The 15,707-nt window shown below is 61.9% G+C and carries 20 protein-coding genes; 6 read left to right on the forward strand and 14 right to left on the reverse strand.

Annotated features, from left to right (window positions below):
- Positions 1-43: 43 nt before the first annotated feature.
- The 6 genes from rfbC to mqnC all read right to left on the reverse strand — a co-directional run bounded on the left by rfbC (position 44) and on the right by mqnC (position 6,183).
- The gene (gene rfbC / locus TERRO_RS05115; protein ID WP_014784934.1) at positions 44-598 is read right to left on the reverse strand and encodes a dTDP-4-dehydrorhamnose 3,5-epimerase; all 555 of its coding nucleotides are present in this window, start codon (positions 596-598) and stop codon (positions 44-46) included.
- 10 nt (positions 599-608) lie between these two features.
- Positions 609-983 (reverse strand): hypothetical protein, encoded by a 375-nt coding sequence (locus TERRO_RS05120; protein WP_014784935.1) that lies wholly within the window; start codon positions 981-983, stop codon positions 609-611.
- 52 nt (positions 984-1,035) lie between these two features.
- Entirely contained in the window at positions 1,036-2,667 is a 1,632-nt protein-coding gene (locus TERRO_RS05125) for a cellulose synthase family protein (RefSeq protein WP_041593005.1), read from the reverse strand.
- A gap of 86 nt (positions 2,668-2,753) precedes the next feature.
- Positions 2,754-3,614, reverse strand: coding sequence for an energy transducer TonB (locus TERRO_RS05130; protein WP_014784937.1), 861 nt, complete (start codon positions 3,612-3,614; stop codon positions 2,754-2,756).
- Between the two features lie 5 nt (positions 3,615-3,619).
- Complete coding sequence (locus tag TERRO_RS05135; RefSeq protein ID WP_014784938.1) at positions 3,620-5,005, reverse strand: aminopeptidase P N-terminal domain-containing protein; 1,386 nt, start codon at positions 5,003-5,005, stop codon at positions 3,620-3,622.
- 131 nt (positions 5,006-5,136) lie between these two features.
- Positions 5,137-6,183 carry a cyclic dehypoxanthinyl futalosine synthase gene (mqnC, locus tag TERRO_RS05140; RefSeq protein WP_014784939.1) on the reverse strand — a complete coding sequence of 349 codons (1,047 nt, stop codon included), beginning with the start codon at positions 6,181-6,183 and terminating at the stop codon, positions 5,137-5,139.
- A 167-nt stretch (positions 6,184-6,350) separates the two neighbouring features.
- Here mqnC and TERRO_RS05145 point away from each other — a divergent pair, with 167 nt between their 5' ends.
- The gene (locus TERRO_RS05145; RefSeq protein ID WP_014784940.1) at positions 6,351-7,205 is read left to right on the forward strand and encodes a GAF domain-containing protein; all 855 of its coding nucleotides are present in this window, start codon (positions 6,351-6,353) and stop codon (positions 7,203-7,205) included.
- Here the strand turns inward: TERRO_RS05145 and TERRO_RS22595 are convergent.
- From TERRO_RS22595 to aroE, 4 genes are all read right to left on the reverse strand, one after another.
- Entirely contained in the window at positions 7,160-7,477 is a 318-nt protein-coding gene (locus tag TERRO_RS22595) for a DUF3565 domain-containing protein (RefSeq protein WP_081490591.1), read from the reverse strand. The two genes, TERRO_RS05145 and TERRO_RS22595, sit on opposite strands and share 46 nt — an antisense overlap.
- On the reverse strand, positions 7,368-7,766 hold the full coding sequence (locus tag TERRO_RS05150) for a hypothetical protein (RefSeq protein ID WP_014784942.1): 399 nt from the start codon (positions 7,764-7,766) through the stop codon (positions 7,368-7,370). Before TERRO_RS05150 ends, TERRO_RS22595 begins: the two co-directional genes overlap by 110 nt.
- Positions 7,767-7,792: 26 nt before the next feature.
- Positions 7,793-8,272 carry a vitamin K epoxide reductase family protein gene (locus tag TERRO_RS05155; RefSeq protein WP_157178254.1) on the reverse strand — a complete coding sequence of 160 codons (480 nt, stop codon included), beginning with the start codon at positions 8,270-8,272 and terminating at the stop codon, positions 7,793-7,795.
- A gap of 126 nt (positions 8,273-8,398) precedes the next feature.
- Positions 8,399-9,937 carry a shikimate dehydrogenase gene (aroE, locus tag TERRO_RS05160; protein WP_014784944.1) on the reverse strand — a complete coding sequence of 513 codons (1,539 nt, stop codon included), beginning with the start codon at positions 9,935-9,937 and terminating at the stop codon, positions 8,399-8,401.
- Between the two features lie 105 nt (positions 9,938-10,042).
- Here aroE and TERRO_RS05165 point away from each other — a divergent pair, with 105 nt between their 5' ends.
- Genes TERRO_RS05165 through cyaY form a run of 3 tightly spaced genes read left to right on the forward strand, consistent with a single transcriptional unit; the run spans position 10,043 to position 11,255 of the window.
- A complete protein-coding gene (locus tag TERRO_RS05165) occupies positions 10,043-10,534 on the forward strand; it encodes a single-stranded DNA-binding protein (RefSeq protein WP_014784945.1) in 492 nt (163 codons plus the stop codon).
- Positions 10,535-10,537: 3 nt separating this feature from the next.
- On the forward strand, positions 10,538-10,906 hold the full coding sequence (locus TERRO_RS05170) for a sulfite exporter TauE/SafE family protein (protein WP_014784946.1): 369 nt from the start codon (positions 10,538-10,540) through the stop codon (positions 10,904-10,906).
- 19 nt (positions 10,907-10,925) lie between these two features.
- Positions 10,926-11,255 carry an iron donor protein CyaY gene (cyaY, locus tag TERRO_RS05175; protein WP_014784947.1) on the forward strand — a complete coding sequence of 110 codons (330 nt, stop codon included), beginning with the start codon at positions 10,926-10,928 and terminating at the stop codon, positions 11,253-11,255.
- A gap of 63 nt (positions 11,256-11,318) precedes the next feature.
- Here the strand turns inward: cyaY and pgeF are convergent, their stop codons facing one another.
- From pgeF to cyoE, 4 genes are read right to left on the reverse strand one after another with little or no spacing between them, the layout of a single operon-like run.
- Positions 11,319-12,131: a peptidoglycan editing factor PgeF gene (gene pgeF / locus TERRO_RS05180; RefSeq protein WP_245536217.1), complete on the reverse strand. Its 813-nt coding sequence runs from the start codon at positions 12,129-12,131 to the stop codon at positions 11,319-11,321.
- Between the two features lie 16 nt (positions 12,132-12,147).
- Positions 12,148-12,375 carry a hypothetical protein gene (locus tag TERRO_RS05185; protein WP_041593007.1) on the reverse strand — a complete coding sequence of 76 codons (228 nt, stop codon included), beginning with the start codon at positions 12,373-12,375 and terminating at the stop codon, positions 12,148-12,150.
- 23 nt (positions 12,376-12,398) lie between these two features.
- Positions 12,399-12,974, reverse strand: coding sequence for a DUF420 domain-containing protein (locus TERRO_RS05190; RefSeq protein WP_014784950.1), 576 nt, complete (start codon positions 12,972-12,974; stop codon positions 12,399-12,401).
- Positions 12,975-12,983: 9 nt separating this feature from the next.
- A complete protein-coding gene (cyoE, locus tag TERRO_RS05195) occupies positions 12,984-13,934 on the reverse strand; it encodes a heme o synthase (protein WP_014784951.1) in 951 nt (316 codons plus the stop codon).
- Positions 13,935-14,059: 125 nt separating this feature from the next.
- Between cyoE and TERRO_RS05200 the strand changes: the two genes are divergently transcribed.
- Together TERRO_RS05200 and TERRO_RS05205 are read left to right on the forward strand one after the other, a co-directional pair.
- On the forward strand, positions 14,060-14,701 hold the full coding sequence (locus tag TERRO_RS05200; RefSeq protein WP_041593008.1) for a GntR family transcriptional regulator: 642 nt from the start codon (positions 14,060-14,062) through the stop codon (positions 14,699-14,701).
- Positions 14,702-14,720: 19 nt separating this feature from the next.
- On the forward strand, positions 14,721-15,686 hold the full coding sequence (locus TERRO_RS05205; protein WP_041593009.1) for a sugar phosphate isomerase/epimerase family protein: 966 nt from the start codon (positions 14,721-14,723) through the stop codon (positions 15,684-15,686).
- Positions 15,687-15,707 lie beyond the last annotated feature (21 nt).

The raw sequence follows: 15,707 nt of genomic DNA on the forward strand, positions 1-15,707 counted from the left end.
ACAGGACGACTCCCACGTCTCAGCATCGAGACGTGGGTCAAGATCACGCGTAGACTTCCGCGTCCTTCAGCAACAACCCAACGGCATCCTTGGCGCTGAGCACTGGGCCGCCCGCCCCAATGAGGTGCAACGGCCACTCGATCCCGATAGCCGGATCATTCCACAGCAGCGATCGCTCGTTCGCAGGCGCGTAGAACTCGCTCGCCTTGTACGCAACCTCGGCCGTGTCGCTCAGTACCAGGAAGCCATGCCCGAAGCCCGGCGGAATCCAGAGCATACGGCGCTGCTTGTCATCCAGGATCTCGCCTACCCACTTACCAAAGGTTGGCGACGACTTGCGAAGGTCGACGGCGATGTCGAAGATCTCGCCCTGCAGCACGCGCACCAGCTTGCCCTGCGGCGTGCCGAGCTGATAGTGAATGCCGCGCAGAACATTTCGAACGGACTTTGAGTGGTTGTCCTGCACAAACCGCGTCGGTAGCCCGAGCTCCTGAAACGCACGGTCCGAGTACGACTCCAGGAAGAATCCTCGCTCATCGCCAAAGATCTTCGGTTCCAGCAAAACAACATCAGAAATTGCGGTGGGAATTACTTTCATGGATCCTTCTTTAAACCTTGGGGAACAACAGGCACGACGTTGTGCAACCGATGGCGAGGCACAACAGTAATAGGACGCTGGCGACCGGTGTCTGCTGGTGGGGCGCCTTCCGATGCGCACGCACAAGCGACGCTGCCAGCAGGAAGCCGGTGCAGGTCACCATCACCATGCCCAGCGTAGTTGCAGGAAAGATCAGCAGTGACACCGCAGCGCCCGCGGCACCCGCCAGCATCCACGATAGGCCCAGTTGCGTGAAGTACAGCGGGCTCATACAGTCGCCCTGCAGCAGCACCGCTCGGCTCTCACGCGTGATCAGAAAGCCGAGTCCAAAGTGTGTCGCAATCGCCGCAAGGTACCCGCCGATTACCGCGAGAAAAGGAATCATCGTGCTGCCCACCGTCCTGAGTGCTGCTGGTCGTGAGTGTACTGCGCCGCTGTTAAATGCCGACAGGGTAGGGCTTCTCGTGGATCTCGGCGTCGTTGCCGCCGCCGCCACGTTCAAACCGTCCCTGCAGCAGACTGAGCAGACCGGTGTACCAGTAGCCCAGCACAAACAGCAGTAGGAAGGGCACCGTGAAGTAGTTCTCGCTGCTGATCGCGTACCAAACCGTGAAGGCAAAGTAGCAACCGATGGCGAGCTCGATCCAGGGGATAATCCCCAGCCGCTTGCGGTACTTCTTCGCGGCGACATTGCTCTCGCCCTTCTTGCTCACGCGATACTTCGGCGTGCGTGCAAAGGCGCTCTTCACACCGAAGAGAGCTTCCATCACAGCCTTCGTATTCGTGATAGTCAGACCAACGCCCAGTGCCATCAGAAAGGGCAGATACAGGATCGTCTTGTACCACTTCTTCGGAAACAGCTCGCGCTGACTCGTCAGGTAAAAGCTGCTGATAGACATGGTGCTCGCCATAAACAGCGGGAAATCGATCAGCAACATCTGGACCCAGCCCTGCCAGCTACGGATGATCATCGCGGGCATCAGCAGGACGCTCAGGACAATCATCAGCGGATAGCTCAGGTTCGCCGTCAGGTGATACCAAGCCTCCAGCTTCGTATGGAAGGGAGCGTCGCTCTTCAGCACGCGCGGCAGGATCTTCTTGCCAGTCTGGATCAGGCCCTTCGCCCAGCGCGCCTGCTGCGTCTTGAACGCAGTCATCTCAATGGGCAGTTCCGCCGGGCACTCGACATCCTGCAGATACTTGAATTTCCAGCCCTTCAACTGCGCACGGTAGCTCAGATCGGTGTCTTCGGTCAGCGTGTCGTGCTGCCATCCACCGGCTTCATCGATCGCGTTGCGGCGCCACATGCCTGCCGTGCCATTGAAGTTAAAGAAGACGCCCGCGCGCGACCGGCCGCCATGCTCCAGCACGAAGTGGCCGTCCAGCAGGATCGCCTCGACCTGGGTCAGAAAACTGTAATCGCGGTTCAGGTGCGTCCACCGCGTCTGCACCATGCCCACACCAGGCTCCGCGAAGTGGTTGATCACCTTGGCGAGCCAGTCCGGTGGCGGCACAAAGTCCGCATCGAAAATCGCGATCAGTTCGCCCTTCGCCGTTTTTAACCCGGCATCCAGCGCGCCTGCCTTGTAGCCGTAGCGGTCTTCGCGATGCAGGTAATAGATAGGCTGCGGCGCCAGGCCTGCGGTTCCCGCGGCATAGCGTGCGACGATCTCGCCGGCCACCTGGTGCGTCTCGTCGGTCGAGTCGTCCAGCACCTGGATCTCAAAGCGGTCGCGCGGATACTCAATGCGGCAGCAGGCATCCACCAGGCGGTCGATCACATACTGCTCATTGAAGATCGGCAACTGGATGGTGACAAACGGTAGGTCAGCATCCGCAAACAACATCGGCGGATTCAGACTCGTCGCTGCCTTCTTCTTATTGCGGAAGTACAGCCAGACCAGCTGATACCGGTGAATACCGTAAAACGCCAGGATCACCATGACGATGAAGTAAGGCACCAGCAGCCACACATCGAAACTGTTCCAGTGGTACATCCCCTTGAAGGTGTTCTGGAGATAGTGCGTCTTGAAGTAGTGCTGCAAACCACGCTGCTGCAGCAACAGCATTACGGCAGGCGTGTGATTTGTCGTGAACAGATGGCTCTCCAGCAGCGGGAATCGAATCAGTCCGATTCTACCGGAGAGGCTGGAACTCAATGCGTTTCAAACTTCATGTCGACGTCCAGGCGGACAGCGACAGGTACCCCATCCTGCTTCGCTGGCTTGAAGCGGTAGGCGGCGACCGCTTCAATTGCGGAGCGATCCCATGGGTCGCCGCCGGAGCGTGCGATCCAAAGGGAGGTCGGCTTGCCTGATGTGTCGATGATCAGAGTCACCATCACACCAGCCTTGAGGGGAGTCGCGCTGAGCGGTAATGCAGGTTCCACGGAATGCGTCAGTACTGGCATCTGGGTACCCTTGCGCTCGGTTGCCGCCGCAATCTGTGGCGTCTTCCCGGGAGCTAATCGCCTCAGGCACTCCTCGCAACGGATGTACTTCTTCACATCCGGGTCGTAAACGGCGATGACGGACGTCCCGAAATCATCCGGCAAGGAAAAGATAGCGCTGCTTAAGGGCACGAACAGAACGTCGGTAAGACCTTCGAGCGAAGTATCCGAAGAAGGGACATCGATCTGGATGGTGACCGGAATCTCCTCGTTCGTCAGGCTCAGTGCTCCAGCTTTCGAATTCAGCACCGCGGCGATACGCTTTCCGCGCAAGATGATTTGCTTGTTCTCCTGATCGACGCTCGCGATCTTTACGGCAGCGAAGATACGATAACGCGGTTCGTCAACGGATACAGCGTGTCCGTCCCACGAGGCGTGGATCTCAGTCGCCGCAGAGAAACTTCGCAGAGCGAGCAGCTTGCCGGCCAGTTCCTGCTGGAGTGCCGACGCCGGGTTCGGCTTTTGCGGGCGAGCTATCGCAGGCAGAAGAAGCGCGAAAATTAGCGCAAGCAGGTTGAGCATCCTTTTAACGTAGCGAGCCAGTCCGATAGCGATTCGAAACGACATAAAGTCTACTTGCCGCGCATGCCGGCTTCCACTTCTTCCGGCGTATGAGCCAGGTCGGCGCTCATATTCACCAGCTTCCCGCTGGCGTCCACGTAAAACGTGTCTTCGATACGCACGCCCAGGTTCTCTTCCGGAAGGTAGATGCCCGGTTCAATGGTGAACACAGACCCCGGCTGCATCACGTACGATCCCTGTGCGCCATCGTGAACGTCAATGCCCACGCTGTGTCCCAGGCCATGGAGGAAGTACTTGCCCAGCGGCTCTCCGTGCAGATCCTTGCCGTGCGTGTTGATGTACTCGAACGCAACGCGATCCAGCGAAGGATTATCCGGGCCGGTGCGCTGCGCCATGCTGCCCAGCGTTGACTTCCCACTCACAAACGCCGCCGCTGCCGCCCGCTGCGCACCCAGCACAATGTTGTAGATCTCGCGCTGCCGCGCCGTGAAGTGCCCATCCACCGGCATCGTCCGCGTGATGTCCGCGGCGTACATGCTGTACTCGCACCCCGCATCAATCACCACCAGATCGCCCTTCCGCATCACGCGGCTGTCGTCCGAGTAGTGCAACTGCGTCGAGAACGGCCCGGACCCGACGATCGACGCATACGAGGTCCGCTCACATCCCTGCGCGCGAACCTTCGCGTAGAACTGGCCCTCGATCACGTTCTCGCCCAGGTTCGGCTTGATGTTCTTCATCGCATCGCGATGTGCCGCAACCGAAGCATCCGCAGCCTTCTGCAACAGCGCAAGCTCCGCAGGGGACTTCGTCTGCCGTTCCAGCATTAGCGCCGGCATCACGTCATGCAGAGGCAGCGACGTTCCCATGCCCAGGCTCTGCGACAGCAGCGTCATCGTCGCCGACATCTGCGGCACCGTGTGATCGCCATAGATCAGGCCCGCCCGGCGGCCGTAGTTATGGCGCACATCCCCATGCGTCAACCGATCCAGCTCGGCGACCAGTTGCGACATGGGCCTTACCTCGTCCACGCCGGCAGTCTTCGCGGCATTCGGATCGGCCGTATCCAGCTTGCGTCCGGTGTAGCCCTCCATGCGCAGATTCCGCGTCGGCAGGAACAGGACCTCGCGATAGCTCTCGGCCGGTTGCACGCCCGTCACGGCATCGCCACCTTCAGGCAGCGCCGCCTCAATCACCAGGGCCGCGCCCGGTTCCGTCCATCCCGTCAGGTAATAGAAGCTCGAATCCTGCCGGAACGGCGTGAAGTCCAGCAACGGCTCTTCCGCTGCGAACAGAACCGCAACACCGCCGTTCAACTTCGACGCCAGCGCGACACGGCGCGCATGCAACTCATCGGCGGAGGGCTTCTCCAACGCAGACGCGGTCAGAGACAACAGCCCGAGCAGGGCAGGGAGCAGGAGAGAGGAACGGTGCATGGCGAGAATTGTAGCCGCTCACCCGCTGCCCGCACTGCGCCACTTCAGCCGGGCCGCACTCTGAGAAGCGCGCAAAGCAAAACGGCCGCCGGGAACCCGGCGGCCGCCAAGAAAAATCACCGATCAATCGTCTAGTTCAGGAACATCGTCCGATACAGCGTGTCGCGCTGCGCCGGCTTGAAGCCTGCGTCACGGATGATGCGTCGCAGCTCTTCTTCGGTAGTGCAGTTGGCGGTGCCCGCGGCCTTCACCACGTTCTCTTCCAGCATGACCGACCCCACATCGTTGCCGCCAAAGCGAAGGCCCATCTGCAGCACCTTCAGGCCCTGCGTCACCCACGAACTCTGCACGTTCTCAATGTTGTCCAGGTACATGCGGCTGATCGCCAGCGTCTTCAGGTACTCGACTGACGTCGCCTCATCCCATCCGCGACCGCCCAGCGCCGTGTTGTTCGGCTGGAAGCTCCATGGGATAAACGCGGTAAATCCGCCCGTCTCCTCCTGCAACTGCTTCACCACTTCAAAGTGGTTCACACGCTGCTCCATCGTCTCGCCCACGCCAAACATCATGGTCGCGGTCGTACGCATACCCAACTCGTGCGCTGTCCGATGCACATCGACCCAGTCCTGTGTACGGCACTTCAGGCGCGCAATGCGCTTGCGAACGTCGTCATCCAGAATCTCCGCGCCGCCACCCGGAATCGACTGCAGGCCCGCATCGCGCAGACGCATAATCGTGTCACGCAGGCTGATCTCGGAATACTCCGCAATCGCCAGGATCTCGCTCGCCGACAGGCAGTGAAGCCAGATGTTCGGGAAGCGTTCCTTGATGCCGCGGAAGAGCGATTCAAACCAGTCGATCTTCAGATCAGGATGAATGCCGCCCTGCATCAGCACACCGGTGCCGCCCATCTCCTCGGTCTCGCGGATCTTGTCATAGATCGTCTCGAAGTCCAGGATGTATCCTTCCGCGGCCATCTTGCCCTTCAACGGCCGGTAGAAGGCGCAGAAGGTGCAATACTCCGTGCAGAAGTTGGTGTAGTTGATGTTGCGATCAATGATGTAGCTGACCACGCCCTCGGGATGCAGCCGCCGGCGCACCGCGTCGGCCTCCATGCCAATGCCGATCAGATCGTCGGAGGCGAAGCAGTCCAGCGCTTGTTGCCGCGTAATACCCATAGACTGATTTTACGCCTGTTCAAAACTCGAATTTGGTAATGCGACACTGTGACCGGTATTGACTTGAACTGGGGAAACGCTGGTGAGAAACTAGCGGCAACTGCTCCCACCGGCGTCCTGCACGTGCGCCCTCACGAACCTTCCGAAAAGACACAATGGAGACCGCAGTGGTCCAGAGCGCTTCCTTTACCGAGGAGACCGGGCTAGAGGTCAACGACCTGAAAGGCAACGCCGAATTCCTGGCGCGGCCCGTCCAGGGTCGTGACGACGCGCGCCAGATCGCCGGTCTGCAGCGCCTCTGCCGCGCCTTCGTAGAGACGCCTGAGACTCTCCTGCAGGAATTGGTGCGGTCCGCCGTGGAACTCTGCGGGGCCGACAGCGCCGGCATCAGTATCGAGCGGAAGGATGGCACGCCGGATCGTTTCTACCACTGGGTCGCCACGGAAGGCGTCTACGCCGGGTTCCAGGATGCCATGCTGCCGCAATATCCCAGCGCCTGCGGCGTCTGCCTTGAACGGGGACGTCCCCAGCTCTTCCGGGTGGGCAAGCGCTTCTTTGACATCCTTGGCGTCGACGCACCGCTCGTGACCGACGGCCTCCTGCTGCCGTGGCAGGCGGGAGAGACGCGCGGCACCATCTACGTCATGGCCCACACACGCGACCAGGCCTTCGACCGCGAAGATCTTCGACTCATGACCATGCTCGCTGACTTCGCCGCCATGGCGGTCCGGCACCAGGGACAGCAGGCGGCCCTTCTTGAGCAGGCCAGCCGCAGTGCGGCAGCATCCATGGCAGACGGCCTCGCGCACAAGATCAACAATCCGCTCCAGAGCCTGACGAATCTCGTCTTCCTGGCGCAGCAGGACAGTACCGGGGCCGAAGCTCGGGAATTTGCCGAACGCCTGATGCCCGATCTGCAGCGCCTGACCATGCTCGTAAGCCAGTTGCTCGCCGTGCCCTCCGCAGCGAATGCCCGCTACAGACTCGAATCGGCGGAACAGAGCTTGCACGCCAGTCTATGACCCAGCATCGCTGAGCGCCCGGCCTCCGTCGTCACCCACGGCCGCAACTGCCACGGTGGATCGTGTCGCACATGCTGCGTATGCCCGCACGCCAGCACTGCGACCCAGTGCCCGGCATCATCCTGAAAGAAGTTCTGGATCGGCTGAAGAACGGCGCTCACGCTAGCGCCGCAGAAGCACTGCTGCGACCACGATGGCGACGAACACCAGCGCCATCCCAATCGCCAGCAGCCGCAACATCGACTGCATCGCGGCCAGCCGCTGTTGCACATCCGCCAGCTTCGCCGCGCTCTCGCCTTCGGCCGCGCGCAGGCGCCGTACCTCTTCGGTCAGCTCCCGCAGATGCGCCGTTTGCTCCGCCAGCGCGGCCTCGGTCTCGGTACGATGAGCCGCAGTCGTGCTGATCAGGTCATGCTTCAGATCGACCGCGATCCGTTCCAGCGCAGCAGAGTCGTCGCGCCCGGCCAGCCTGCCGCCCACGTACGTCTCCAGCAACGGCGCAACACGGGTCAACAACGGCAGCAGCCGCTTCAACATCGCAAGAACTTCAAGCCAGCCCATGTGCCGATTCTATGCGTACCGGCCGATCAGATCGCCCGCAGGTGCAGACCTTCGCGAGCCGTACGGCGTCGCCCCATCCACAGGTTCAGCGCCGAAAGGCCAAGCAGAACCGCCAGGATGCACTGCGACCACACGCAGTAGATGCACCACTTCTCCAGCACATACTTCTCCAGGAAGGTCAGGATCAGCGCCAGGAAGAAGCCGATCTGGCTCACCTCAAACGCCAGAAAATCCATCTTGAAGAGCGCCAGCAGCACAATCGCCGCATAGCCCGCGATACCCGCAACGGCGACCGGCAGATGCCCCTTGCTGTTCAGGTCTTCGTCAAAGCCGCGCGGCGGAAAGACCGCAAAGCGCGAGTGATTCACCGCACCGCAATCCCAGTGTTCGCTGACCGCGCACGGCGGCGCCGCGCCCGGATCCTGCAGGTGAACGCGCAGCGCAAGTACAGAGACAACCAGCCCGCCAAGCGACAGCAGGGCAATCAGAAGACGAAGAACTCGCATACCCATTGGACGATACCGGCCCGCATTCGGTCGCGGCAAGCCGCCTTTCGTCTGGCGAACATAAGCGGGCGAAACATAACCAACCAGCCCAGAGTCCCGCGCAGTCCTGCGAGGTCGATCCGCTCCTCAGGCGTTCAAAGCCTCGCGCACAACCCGCAACATCTCACCCTCAGGCGCAGCGCGTTCCGTCCACAGCGAGAACTGACGCGCGCCCTGCTCCACAAACATCGCAACACCCGGAATAATCTCCGCACCACGCGCCCGCGCAGCGACGATCAGGGGCGTCTCCAGGGGGTTGTAGACCAGGTCGAAAAACACCCTGCAGTTCATCTCCGCCTGCGTGATCGGCGCATCCATCGTCTGCCCGCGCATCCCGTAGGGAGTGCTGTTCAGAATCGCGTCGAAGTACGTCTCGGCCAGCGTCTCGCGCGCCTGCACCCGCGCACCAGACTCCGCAGCAAGCATCTCCGCCCGCTCCGTCGTCCGGTTCAGCAGAAACACCGTGGCGCCGCGCTCCACCAGTCCATACACAGCCGCCCGCGCCGCGCCGCCCGCACCCAGCACCAGCACTCGCGCGCCTTTCAGCGTAATGCGCCGCGCCAAGGGCTCCACGATGCCCGCGATGTCCGTGTTGAACCCGGCAAGCTTGCCATCGCGATGCCGCAGCAGCGTGTTGCATGCGCCCGCCTGTTCCACTGACCGGTCCCGGAAGGCCAGCAACGGCATGACCAGTTCCTTCAGCGGCATCGTGATACTCAGGCCACGAATATTCAGCCGTTCCGCGACCTCAAGCAGCTCCTTGGGGTCGCTCGTCTCCAGCGGCAGATAGACCGCGTCCATGCCCGCATCGGCAAACGCAGTGTTCTGCATCCGCGGCGACATCGACCCGGTGATCGGCTCACCCGCAACCGCGTAAATGGCCGTCTGTGAAGAGATCTCATCCACCCGATAGAGCTCGCGCAACACGCTGACGCTCACCTGTCCGGGAGCAGTCCCGCCATGCCCGTCCGCCGAAGCAAACGTGAACAGGGAACCGAATCGCGGCCCAAGCACCCGCGTCAGCGTCCCCTTGAACCCCATACTCATCGCGACCAGGTTGCCCTCACCACCATGCTTCTCCAGCACGTCGATCAACCGCAGAGCATCGCGCAACGTCTTCGCCGTCGGCACAATCTTGTACACATCCGGTGCAAAGGGCCGCATGCGCTCCAGCACCGGCTCCAGCTCGGGCGTCGCCTGGAAGTCATGCCAGCTCAGGATCACCGCCGCACCCGCGCCGCGCAATTCTTCGAGCGCCGCCTGGCCCAGCTCCTCTGCCGTCTCCACCTCGATATCTACGAGTCTGCAACCGGCCAGCGCAGCCTCCCGCAGAATGGCAATCTGCGCCCGCGCATCGCCCCCAAAGTCGCCACCGAAGGCCTTCCGCCGGCATGTTGCCACGGCTGTCACATCACGATTCCCAAAGAGGAACTGCCGCAACGCAGGCAGCATCGCCGCCGGATCCGCCAGGGAGTCCAGCCGAAACTCTACAAACGGGTTCGTCCGCACGGTCTCCGCTGCCAGTGCGATCATTCCGTCGCCCGAAACCGCCACACAAACGCGCCCGGCACTCGCCGGCAACACATTCGCCGGGGCCTTTTCTTCTCTGTTGATCGGTGCCGTCATCAGGCCGATGCTAAAGGCAGCGCTCAACCGGTGCAACCAAACAGGGCACAGTCACCCCCCGATTCTGCTACCCTTTGGTTCACGCATTCGAACGGGAGTAAAGCAATGGCTAAGGGCGTCAATAAGGTAATTCTGCTGGGGAACGTGGGCAAAGACCCCGAGATGCGGGCCACGCAAGGCGGCATGGTGATCGCACAGTTCACGCTGGCCACCGCGGACCGCAAGAAGGAAGGCGACAAGTGGGTCGACACGACCGAGTGGCATAACCTCGTCTGCTTCGGCCGCACCGCAGAGATCGTCCGCGACTATGTGAAGAAGGGCAAGCAGCTCTACATCGAGGGCAAGATCCAGACGCGCTCGTGGGATGACAAGGAAAGCGGCCAGAAGAAGTACCGCACGGAAGTCCTCGTGAATGAGCTTGCGCTGCTCGGCGGCGGCGAACGCGAGGGCGGCGGCGGTGGTTACTCCGGCGGCGCATCGCGCAGCAGCGGCAGCAGCTACGGCGGCGGCAACACCGCCAGCTTCGACCAGCGTGCACCCGCAGGCGCCAACGACTACGCAGGCGAAGGCATCACCGACGACGACATCCCCTTCTAGCCCATGAGCCTCCTCTGGGTTCTGGGTGGTCTCGCCCTTGGAATCGCCGTCGGCAGCGTCTCCGGCCTCATCGGCCTGGGCGGCGGCGTCTTCCTGATTCCGGCACTGACCTACTTCTACGGCATGTCCCAGAAGCGCGCGCAGGGCACCTCCATCGCAACGCTACTGTTGCCGGTGGGTGCCCTCGCCTTCTGGAGCTACTACAAGCAGGGCCACGCCGACCTCAAGCTGGCACTCTTCATCGCTGTCGGCTTCACCATCGGTGGCTGGTTCGGCGGCCAGTACGCGCAGCACCTCTCAGACACCGCTCTACGCCGTGGTTTTGCCGTCCTGCTCGTGGCCCTGGCCATCAAGCTCTTCATGCAACGCTGACGAACGGTAGACTAAGCGCATGATCGACGAACAGACATTCCGCCGCGATGCCGATCGCGCCCTCGAAGCACTCAAGCAGAGCCTCATCACCGCAGAAGAAGACGGTGGCTTTGAAGTAGAAGAGAACAGCGGCGTCCTCAACGTCGTCTTCGACGACCCCAAGGGCAAGTTCGTCTTCACACCCAACACGCCAGTCCGCCAGATCTGGATCTCCGCGCTCTCCACCAGCTTCAAGCTCGACTGGGTAGACGGCGGCTTCATCCTGCCCAAGACCGGCGAAGATCTCCGCAATCTCTCGCAGCGCCTGCTGCAGGAACACACCGGCGACACCGACATCACCTTGGCATAGCCATCAAACGGGCGCCCCACTCATGCGCGCTCTCTGCGCATGAGTGGGAGGATGCTCGCTTCGCTACCTCAGCCCAATCGAAGCCATCATCCGGCCCGTAAAACCCTTCTCCGCACGATGCGAGAAGAAGCGATCCGTAGCCGTCGCCGTATCCAGTCCCAGCACATGGATCTTCGCATCCAGTAGACCCGCATCCAGCAACTGCCGCTGATTCGCCTTCCAAAGGTCCAGGTGCAGCTTCGTCCCGCCTTCCAGGAACAGCTCCGCCGCATACGCAAACTTCTCAGCAAACGCCGTGCGAAGCTCCTCGCTCACCACGTAACTCTCCGGCCCGATACCCGGCCCAATGGCCGCGATCATGTCACCCGGATCGCTTCCATACCGCTCCTGCATCGCCACAGCGGTCGACCCTGCAATACCAGCCGTAGTCCCGCGCCAACCAGCATGGATCGCCGCCACCGCGCGCCTCTTCGGATCGAAGAGCAGCACCGGAATGCAGTCCGCCACCTGCACCGTCAGCAACGTGCCCGGCAGATCCGTCATCAGTGCGTCACCGCAGACCGTACCTGGCTGCGTAAAGTCGTCCGCACCTTCGTCCGCTTCGCCCAGCACCAGCAGGTCAGGCGAATGAACCTGCCGCAGCATCCCAAAGCGCCGGAAACCCTCAGCACCCAAAGACCGCAGATGACGCCTGCGATTCTCCACAACGCTCGCGGCATCATCATCCTTGGTAAACCCAAGATTCAGATCACCAGGCCGATAGCAGAGCGACACCCCACCAACGCGCGTGGAGAAGCCATGCACCAGTCCCTCCCGCGCAGAAAATGCAGGAACCAGTACCGGCTGCGGATCATCCATGTGGGGTTCGTCACTCACGTCGCAAATCCATGCGTCAGTCCGTACGGTTGCGGTCGCCCATCCACTTGGCCACGCCCAGGATCAGGAAGAACGTACCCGCAGGCAGGCAGCACAGCGCCACCAGCAGTGCGAACCAGCCAATAGTGCCATGCGGTCCATGAGTAGTCATGCCACCGCTCGCCCATACGGCGATGGCGCAAACAATGCCAACTGCCACGACCGTGGTCGAGAAGCGAAGAATCGAGCGAGTATCAGAACGCATGCGGCCTTGCACCTGGGTCACGCTCATCCGTGCACAACGGCCTGAATCACGGCCACCAGCACGCCCGTCACCGACACATACAGCCAGATCGGGAAGGTCCAACGTGCGATCTTGCGGTGCTGCTCAAAGCGCTCCGAAAGTGAGAAGAAGAACGTGATCAGGATCAGCGGAAGCGCAAACACCGACAGCAGAATGTGCGACAGCAGCATCCAGAAGTACGTGTTCCACAGCAGCCCCACATGCGCAATCGGCAGGCGATACTCGCCATGCAGCGCGTGGTTCAGGATGTACGACACCAGGAACAGCGTCGAGAACAGGAACGCCGTAAACATCGCCGCGCGATGCTGCTTGATCTTCCGGCCCTTCACAAACACCAGCCCAACGACCAGCGCAACAGCGGAAAGCCCGTTGAACAGTGCATTCAGCGACGGCAGGAACAGCAGCTTCGTATGCTGCGTGTCCGCAGGCGCGTGGTAGTACACCAGCCAGAACAGGAACAGGCTGGCCACCACAGACACACCAAGAATCGCCGCAATGATCGACGGCGGCGTCTTGATACGTTCGGGCGTGGGGATCGGTCGAGTGTCAGTTGCAGTCATCGGGAATCCCTAGAAAAAGATGCGGCCATGCGCGTTCAACATCATGGCAGCCAGCAGCAGCGGCAGATAAATCACGCTCACCTTCAACAGGTCGCGTGCAATCTTGCGCGACTCGGCCGGCGGCAGGTCGCGTGTAATGCGTGTGAAACGCAGCGTCGTGTACAGGTAGACCAGTCCAAGGATGATTGCAGCCGCGCCATAAGCCCAGCCACTGGTACCCAGCCACACCGGCCACAGGCTCGCCGGAATCATCAGCACGGCATAGAACAGCGCCTGCGCGGCAGTCGCACGGCCATCCGGCTTGGCCACCGCAGTCACCAGGATGCCGGCCCGGGCATAATCCGCACGGTACAGCCAGCCAATCGCCTCAAAGTGAGGGAACTGCCAGACAAACAAGATCGCGAACAGCGCAACCGCCGGCCACTCAATGAAGCCGCGTGCGGCCGTCCAGCCAATGAGCGGCGGCAGCGCGCCAGGAAACGCACCCACAAACGTCGCGGCCATGCTCATGCGCTTCAGCGGCGTGTAGATCGCAACATACCCAATCGCCGTCAGCAGCGTCAGCATGCTCGTGATCAGGTTCGTCGTCACCGCCAGCAGTACCGACCCCAGCGCAATACAAAGCAGCCCGATCACCAGTCCATGCGCCAGCGAAAGACGCTTAGCCGCCATGGGGCGCGACTGCGTCCGCGGCATCAGCGCATCGGTGCGGCGTTCCAGCACCTGGTTCAATGTGCTCGATCCAGCCGTAACAATCGCCATGCCAACCATGGCCCATACAAACTGCAGGTTCAGTGGGCTGATGCCGGACCGCAGTGACCCCAGGTAAAACCCTGCCGCAGCCGTAATGATCACCATCAGCGTCACGCGTGGCTTGAACAGCTCCAGGTAATCCGTCACGATCGTCGATCGCCGTGTGACAGAGGCGCGTGCGTCCGGAATGGGGGCTGCAGTAACCATGTTGAGACCTGCCTTCAAGGATAGCGCAGTGCAGCCGCATGGACCCACTCTCCCGCCTGGCAAATGCGTGCACTTTGACGTGCATCGCCGCGCCTTTTCTCTCCCTCTTCCCGGATAATGCTGAAATGGCTTTGAGCAAGAACGGCATCCAGCGCCAGTCCATGGCCGACCGTGTAAAGCAGGAACTGCTCAGCCGCATCATGGACGGTCGCATGGCTCCCGGCGCCCGCATCGTTGAGCTGCAGATCGCAGAAGAGATGCAGACCAGCCAGGGCCCGGTCCGCGAAGCGCTACGCGAACTGGAAGCCATGGACCTCATCATCACCGAGCCCTATAAAGGCACCCGAGTCCGCGAACTCACACCCAAAGAAATTGAAGACGCATACGACGTCCGCGCCGCGCTCGAACAGCTCGCCGCGCAGCTCGCCGCTCCCACCTTCAAGGGCAACGTCGACGATCTGCGCAAGGCTGCGAATGCCGTGCAGACCGCCGCCAAACGCAAGGACCAGCGCGCCTACGGCACCCACGATGTGAAGTTCCACCGCATGATCGTCGAGGCCGCCAACAACCGCGCACTCCTCCGCGCGTGGGAGGCCCTAGCCTACGAGGTTCGCATCGCAACCCGCCTGGGCAAGACCCACATCGACCTGCTCGCCGCGCAGGAGGTGCACTGGCACCTCATCGACGCCCTCGAACAGGGCAACGGCAAAGCAGCCGGACGCATGCTCGCAGAGAATGTGGTCGCTGCCTTCCACCAGCACAAATAACCCACAAGGGGATGTCATCTTGAAGCTTGGTCTATTTACCGCACTGTTCGGATCGCTCACCTTTGACGAGCTCCTCCAGGAACTGAAGCGCTACCCCGCCATCACCGCCGTCGAACTCGGCACCGGCAACCATCCCGGCGCCAGCCACGTGGACGTGGACGCTCTGCTCAGCGGCTCCTCCGCCGCCACCACCTTCGGCCGCCGCATCGCAGACGCTGGTCTCACCATCAGCGCACTCTCCTGCCACGGCAACCCGATCCACCCCACCGCAGAGATCGCATCGCACGACGACGAAGTCATCCGCCGCACCATTCTGCTGGCTGAGAAGCTCGGCGTTCCCGTCATCAACACCTTCTCCGGCTGCCCGGGCGGCTCGCCCGCAGACACAACACCCAACTGGATCACCGCAGCCTGGCCGCCGGAGTTCGCCCAGGCACTCGACTGGCAGTGGAACGAACGCGTCATCCCCTACTGGCAGAAGACCGCCGCCTTCGCCGCAGACCATGGCGTCAAGATCGCCCTCGAGGCGCACCCCGGCTTCGTCGTCTACAACCCGGAGACGCTGCTGCGCCTGCGCGCCGCTACCGGCACCTCCCTCGGCATCAACTTCGACCCAAGCCACATGTGGTGGCAGGGCATCGACATCCCAACCGCCATCGCCGAACTCGGCGACGCCATCTTCCACTTCCACGCCAAAGACGTCTACGTAAACCCCGCCAACAAGGCCCGCAACGGCGTCATCGATACCAAGAGCTACCTCCAGATGGCACAGCGCTCCTGGCTCTTCCGCTCCGTAGGCTGGGGACACAGCGAGATCGACTGGAAGGGCATCGTCTCCGCACTGCGACTCTCGGGCTACGACTACGTCATCAGCATCGAGCACGAAGACGCGCTCACCTCCATACACGAGGGCCTCACCTCAGCCGTCGGCATGCTCTCACGCATGCTCCTCACCGAGCCCGCAGTAGAACCCTGGTGGGCCTGACGTCTGTACAGAGGACACGAC

The organism is Terriglobus roseus DSM 18391, from assembly GCF_000265425.1.
Lineage (GTDB): Bacteria > Acidobacteriota > Terriglobia > Terriglobales > Acidobacteriaceae > Terriglobus > Terriglobus roseus.

Excerpts from the sequence above, each read along its gene's own strand:
- rfbC (WP_014784934.1), bottom strand. The coding sequence starts at position 598 with ATGAAAGTAATTCCCACCGCAATTTCTGATGTTGTTTTGCTGGAACCG.
- TERRO_RS05120 (WP_014784935.1), bottom strand. The coding sequence starts at position 983 with ATGATTCCTTTTCTCGCGGTAATCGGCGGGTACCTTGCGGCGATTGCG.
- TERRO_RS05125 (WP_041593005.1), bottom strand. The coding sequence starts at position 2,667 with ATGCTGTTGCTGCAGCAGCGTGGTTTGCAGCACTACTTCAAGACGCAC.
- TERRO_RS05130 (WP_014784937.1), bottom strand. The coding sequence starts at position 3,614 with ATGTCGTTTCGAATCGCTATCGGACTGGCTCGCTACGTTAAAAGGATG.
- TERRO_RS05135 (WP_014784938.1), bottom strand. The coding sequence starts at position 5,005 with ATGCACCGTTCCTCTCTCCTGCTCCCTGCCCTGCTCGGGCTGTTGTCT.
- mqnC (WP_014784939.1), bottom strand. The coding sequence starts at position 6,183 with ATGGGTATTACGCGGCAACAAGCGCTGGACTGCTTCGCCTCCGACGAT.
- TERRO_RS22595 (WP_081490591.1), bottom strand. The coding sequence starts at position 7,477 with ATGTGCAACAGCGGCTGGCCGCGATGCAGTCGATGTTGCGGCTGCTGG.
- TERRO_RS05150 (WP_014784942.1), bottom strand. The coding sequence starts at position 7,766 with ATGGGCTGGCTTGAAGTTCTTGCGATGTTGAAGCGGCTGCTGCCGTTG.
- TERRO_RS05155 (WP_157178254.1), bottom strand. The coding sequence starts at position 8,272 with ATGCGAGTTCTTCGTCTTCTGATTGCCCTGCTGTCGCTTGGCGGGCTG.
- aroE (WP_014784944.1), bottom strand. The coding sequence starts at position 9,937 with ATGACGGCACCGATCAACAGAGAAGAAAAGGCCCCGGCGAATGTGTTG.
- TERRO_RS05165 (WP_014784945.1), top strand. The coding sequence starts at position 10,043 with ATGGCTAAGGGCGTCAATAAGGTAATTCTGCTGGGGAACGTGGGCAAA.
- TERRO_RS05170 (WP_014784946.1), top strand. The coding sequence starts at position 10,538 with ATGAGCCTCCTCTGGGTTCTGGGTGGTCTCGCCCTTGGAATCGCCGTC.
- cyaY (WP_014784947.1), top strand. The coding sequence starts at position 10,926 with ATGATCGACGAACAGACATTCCGCCGCGATGCCGATCGCGCCCTCGAA.
- TERRO_RS05185 (WP_041593007.1), bottom strand. The coding sequence starts at position 12,375 with ATGCGTTCTGATACTCGCTCGATTCTTCGCTTCTCGACCACGGTCGTG.
- TERRO_RS05190 (WP_014784950.1), bottom strand. The coding sequence starts at position 12,974 with ATGACTGCAACTGACACTCGACCGATCCCCACGCCCGAACGTATCAAG.
- cyoE (WP_014784951.1), bottom strand. The coding sequence starts at position 13,934 with ATGGTTACTGCAGCCCCCATTCCGGACGCACGCGCCTCTGTCACACGG.
- TERRO_RS05200 (WP_041593008.1), top strand. The coding sequence starts at position 14,060 with ATGGCTTTGAGCAAGAACGGCATCCAGCGCCAGTCCATGGCCGACCGT.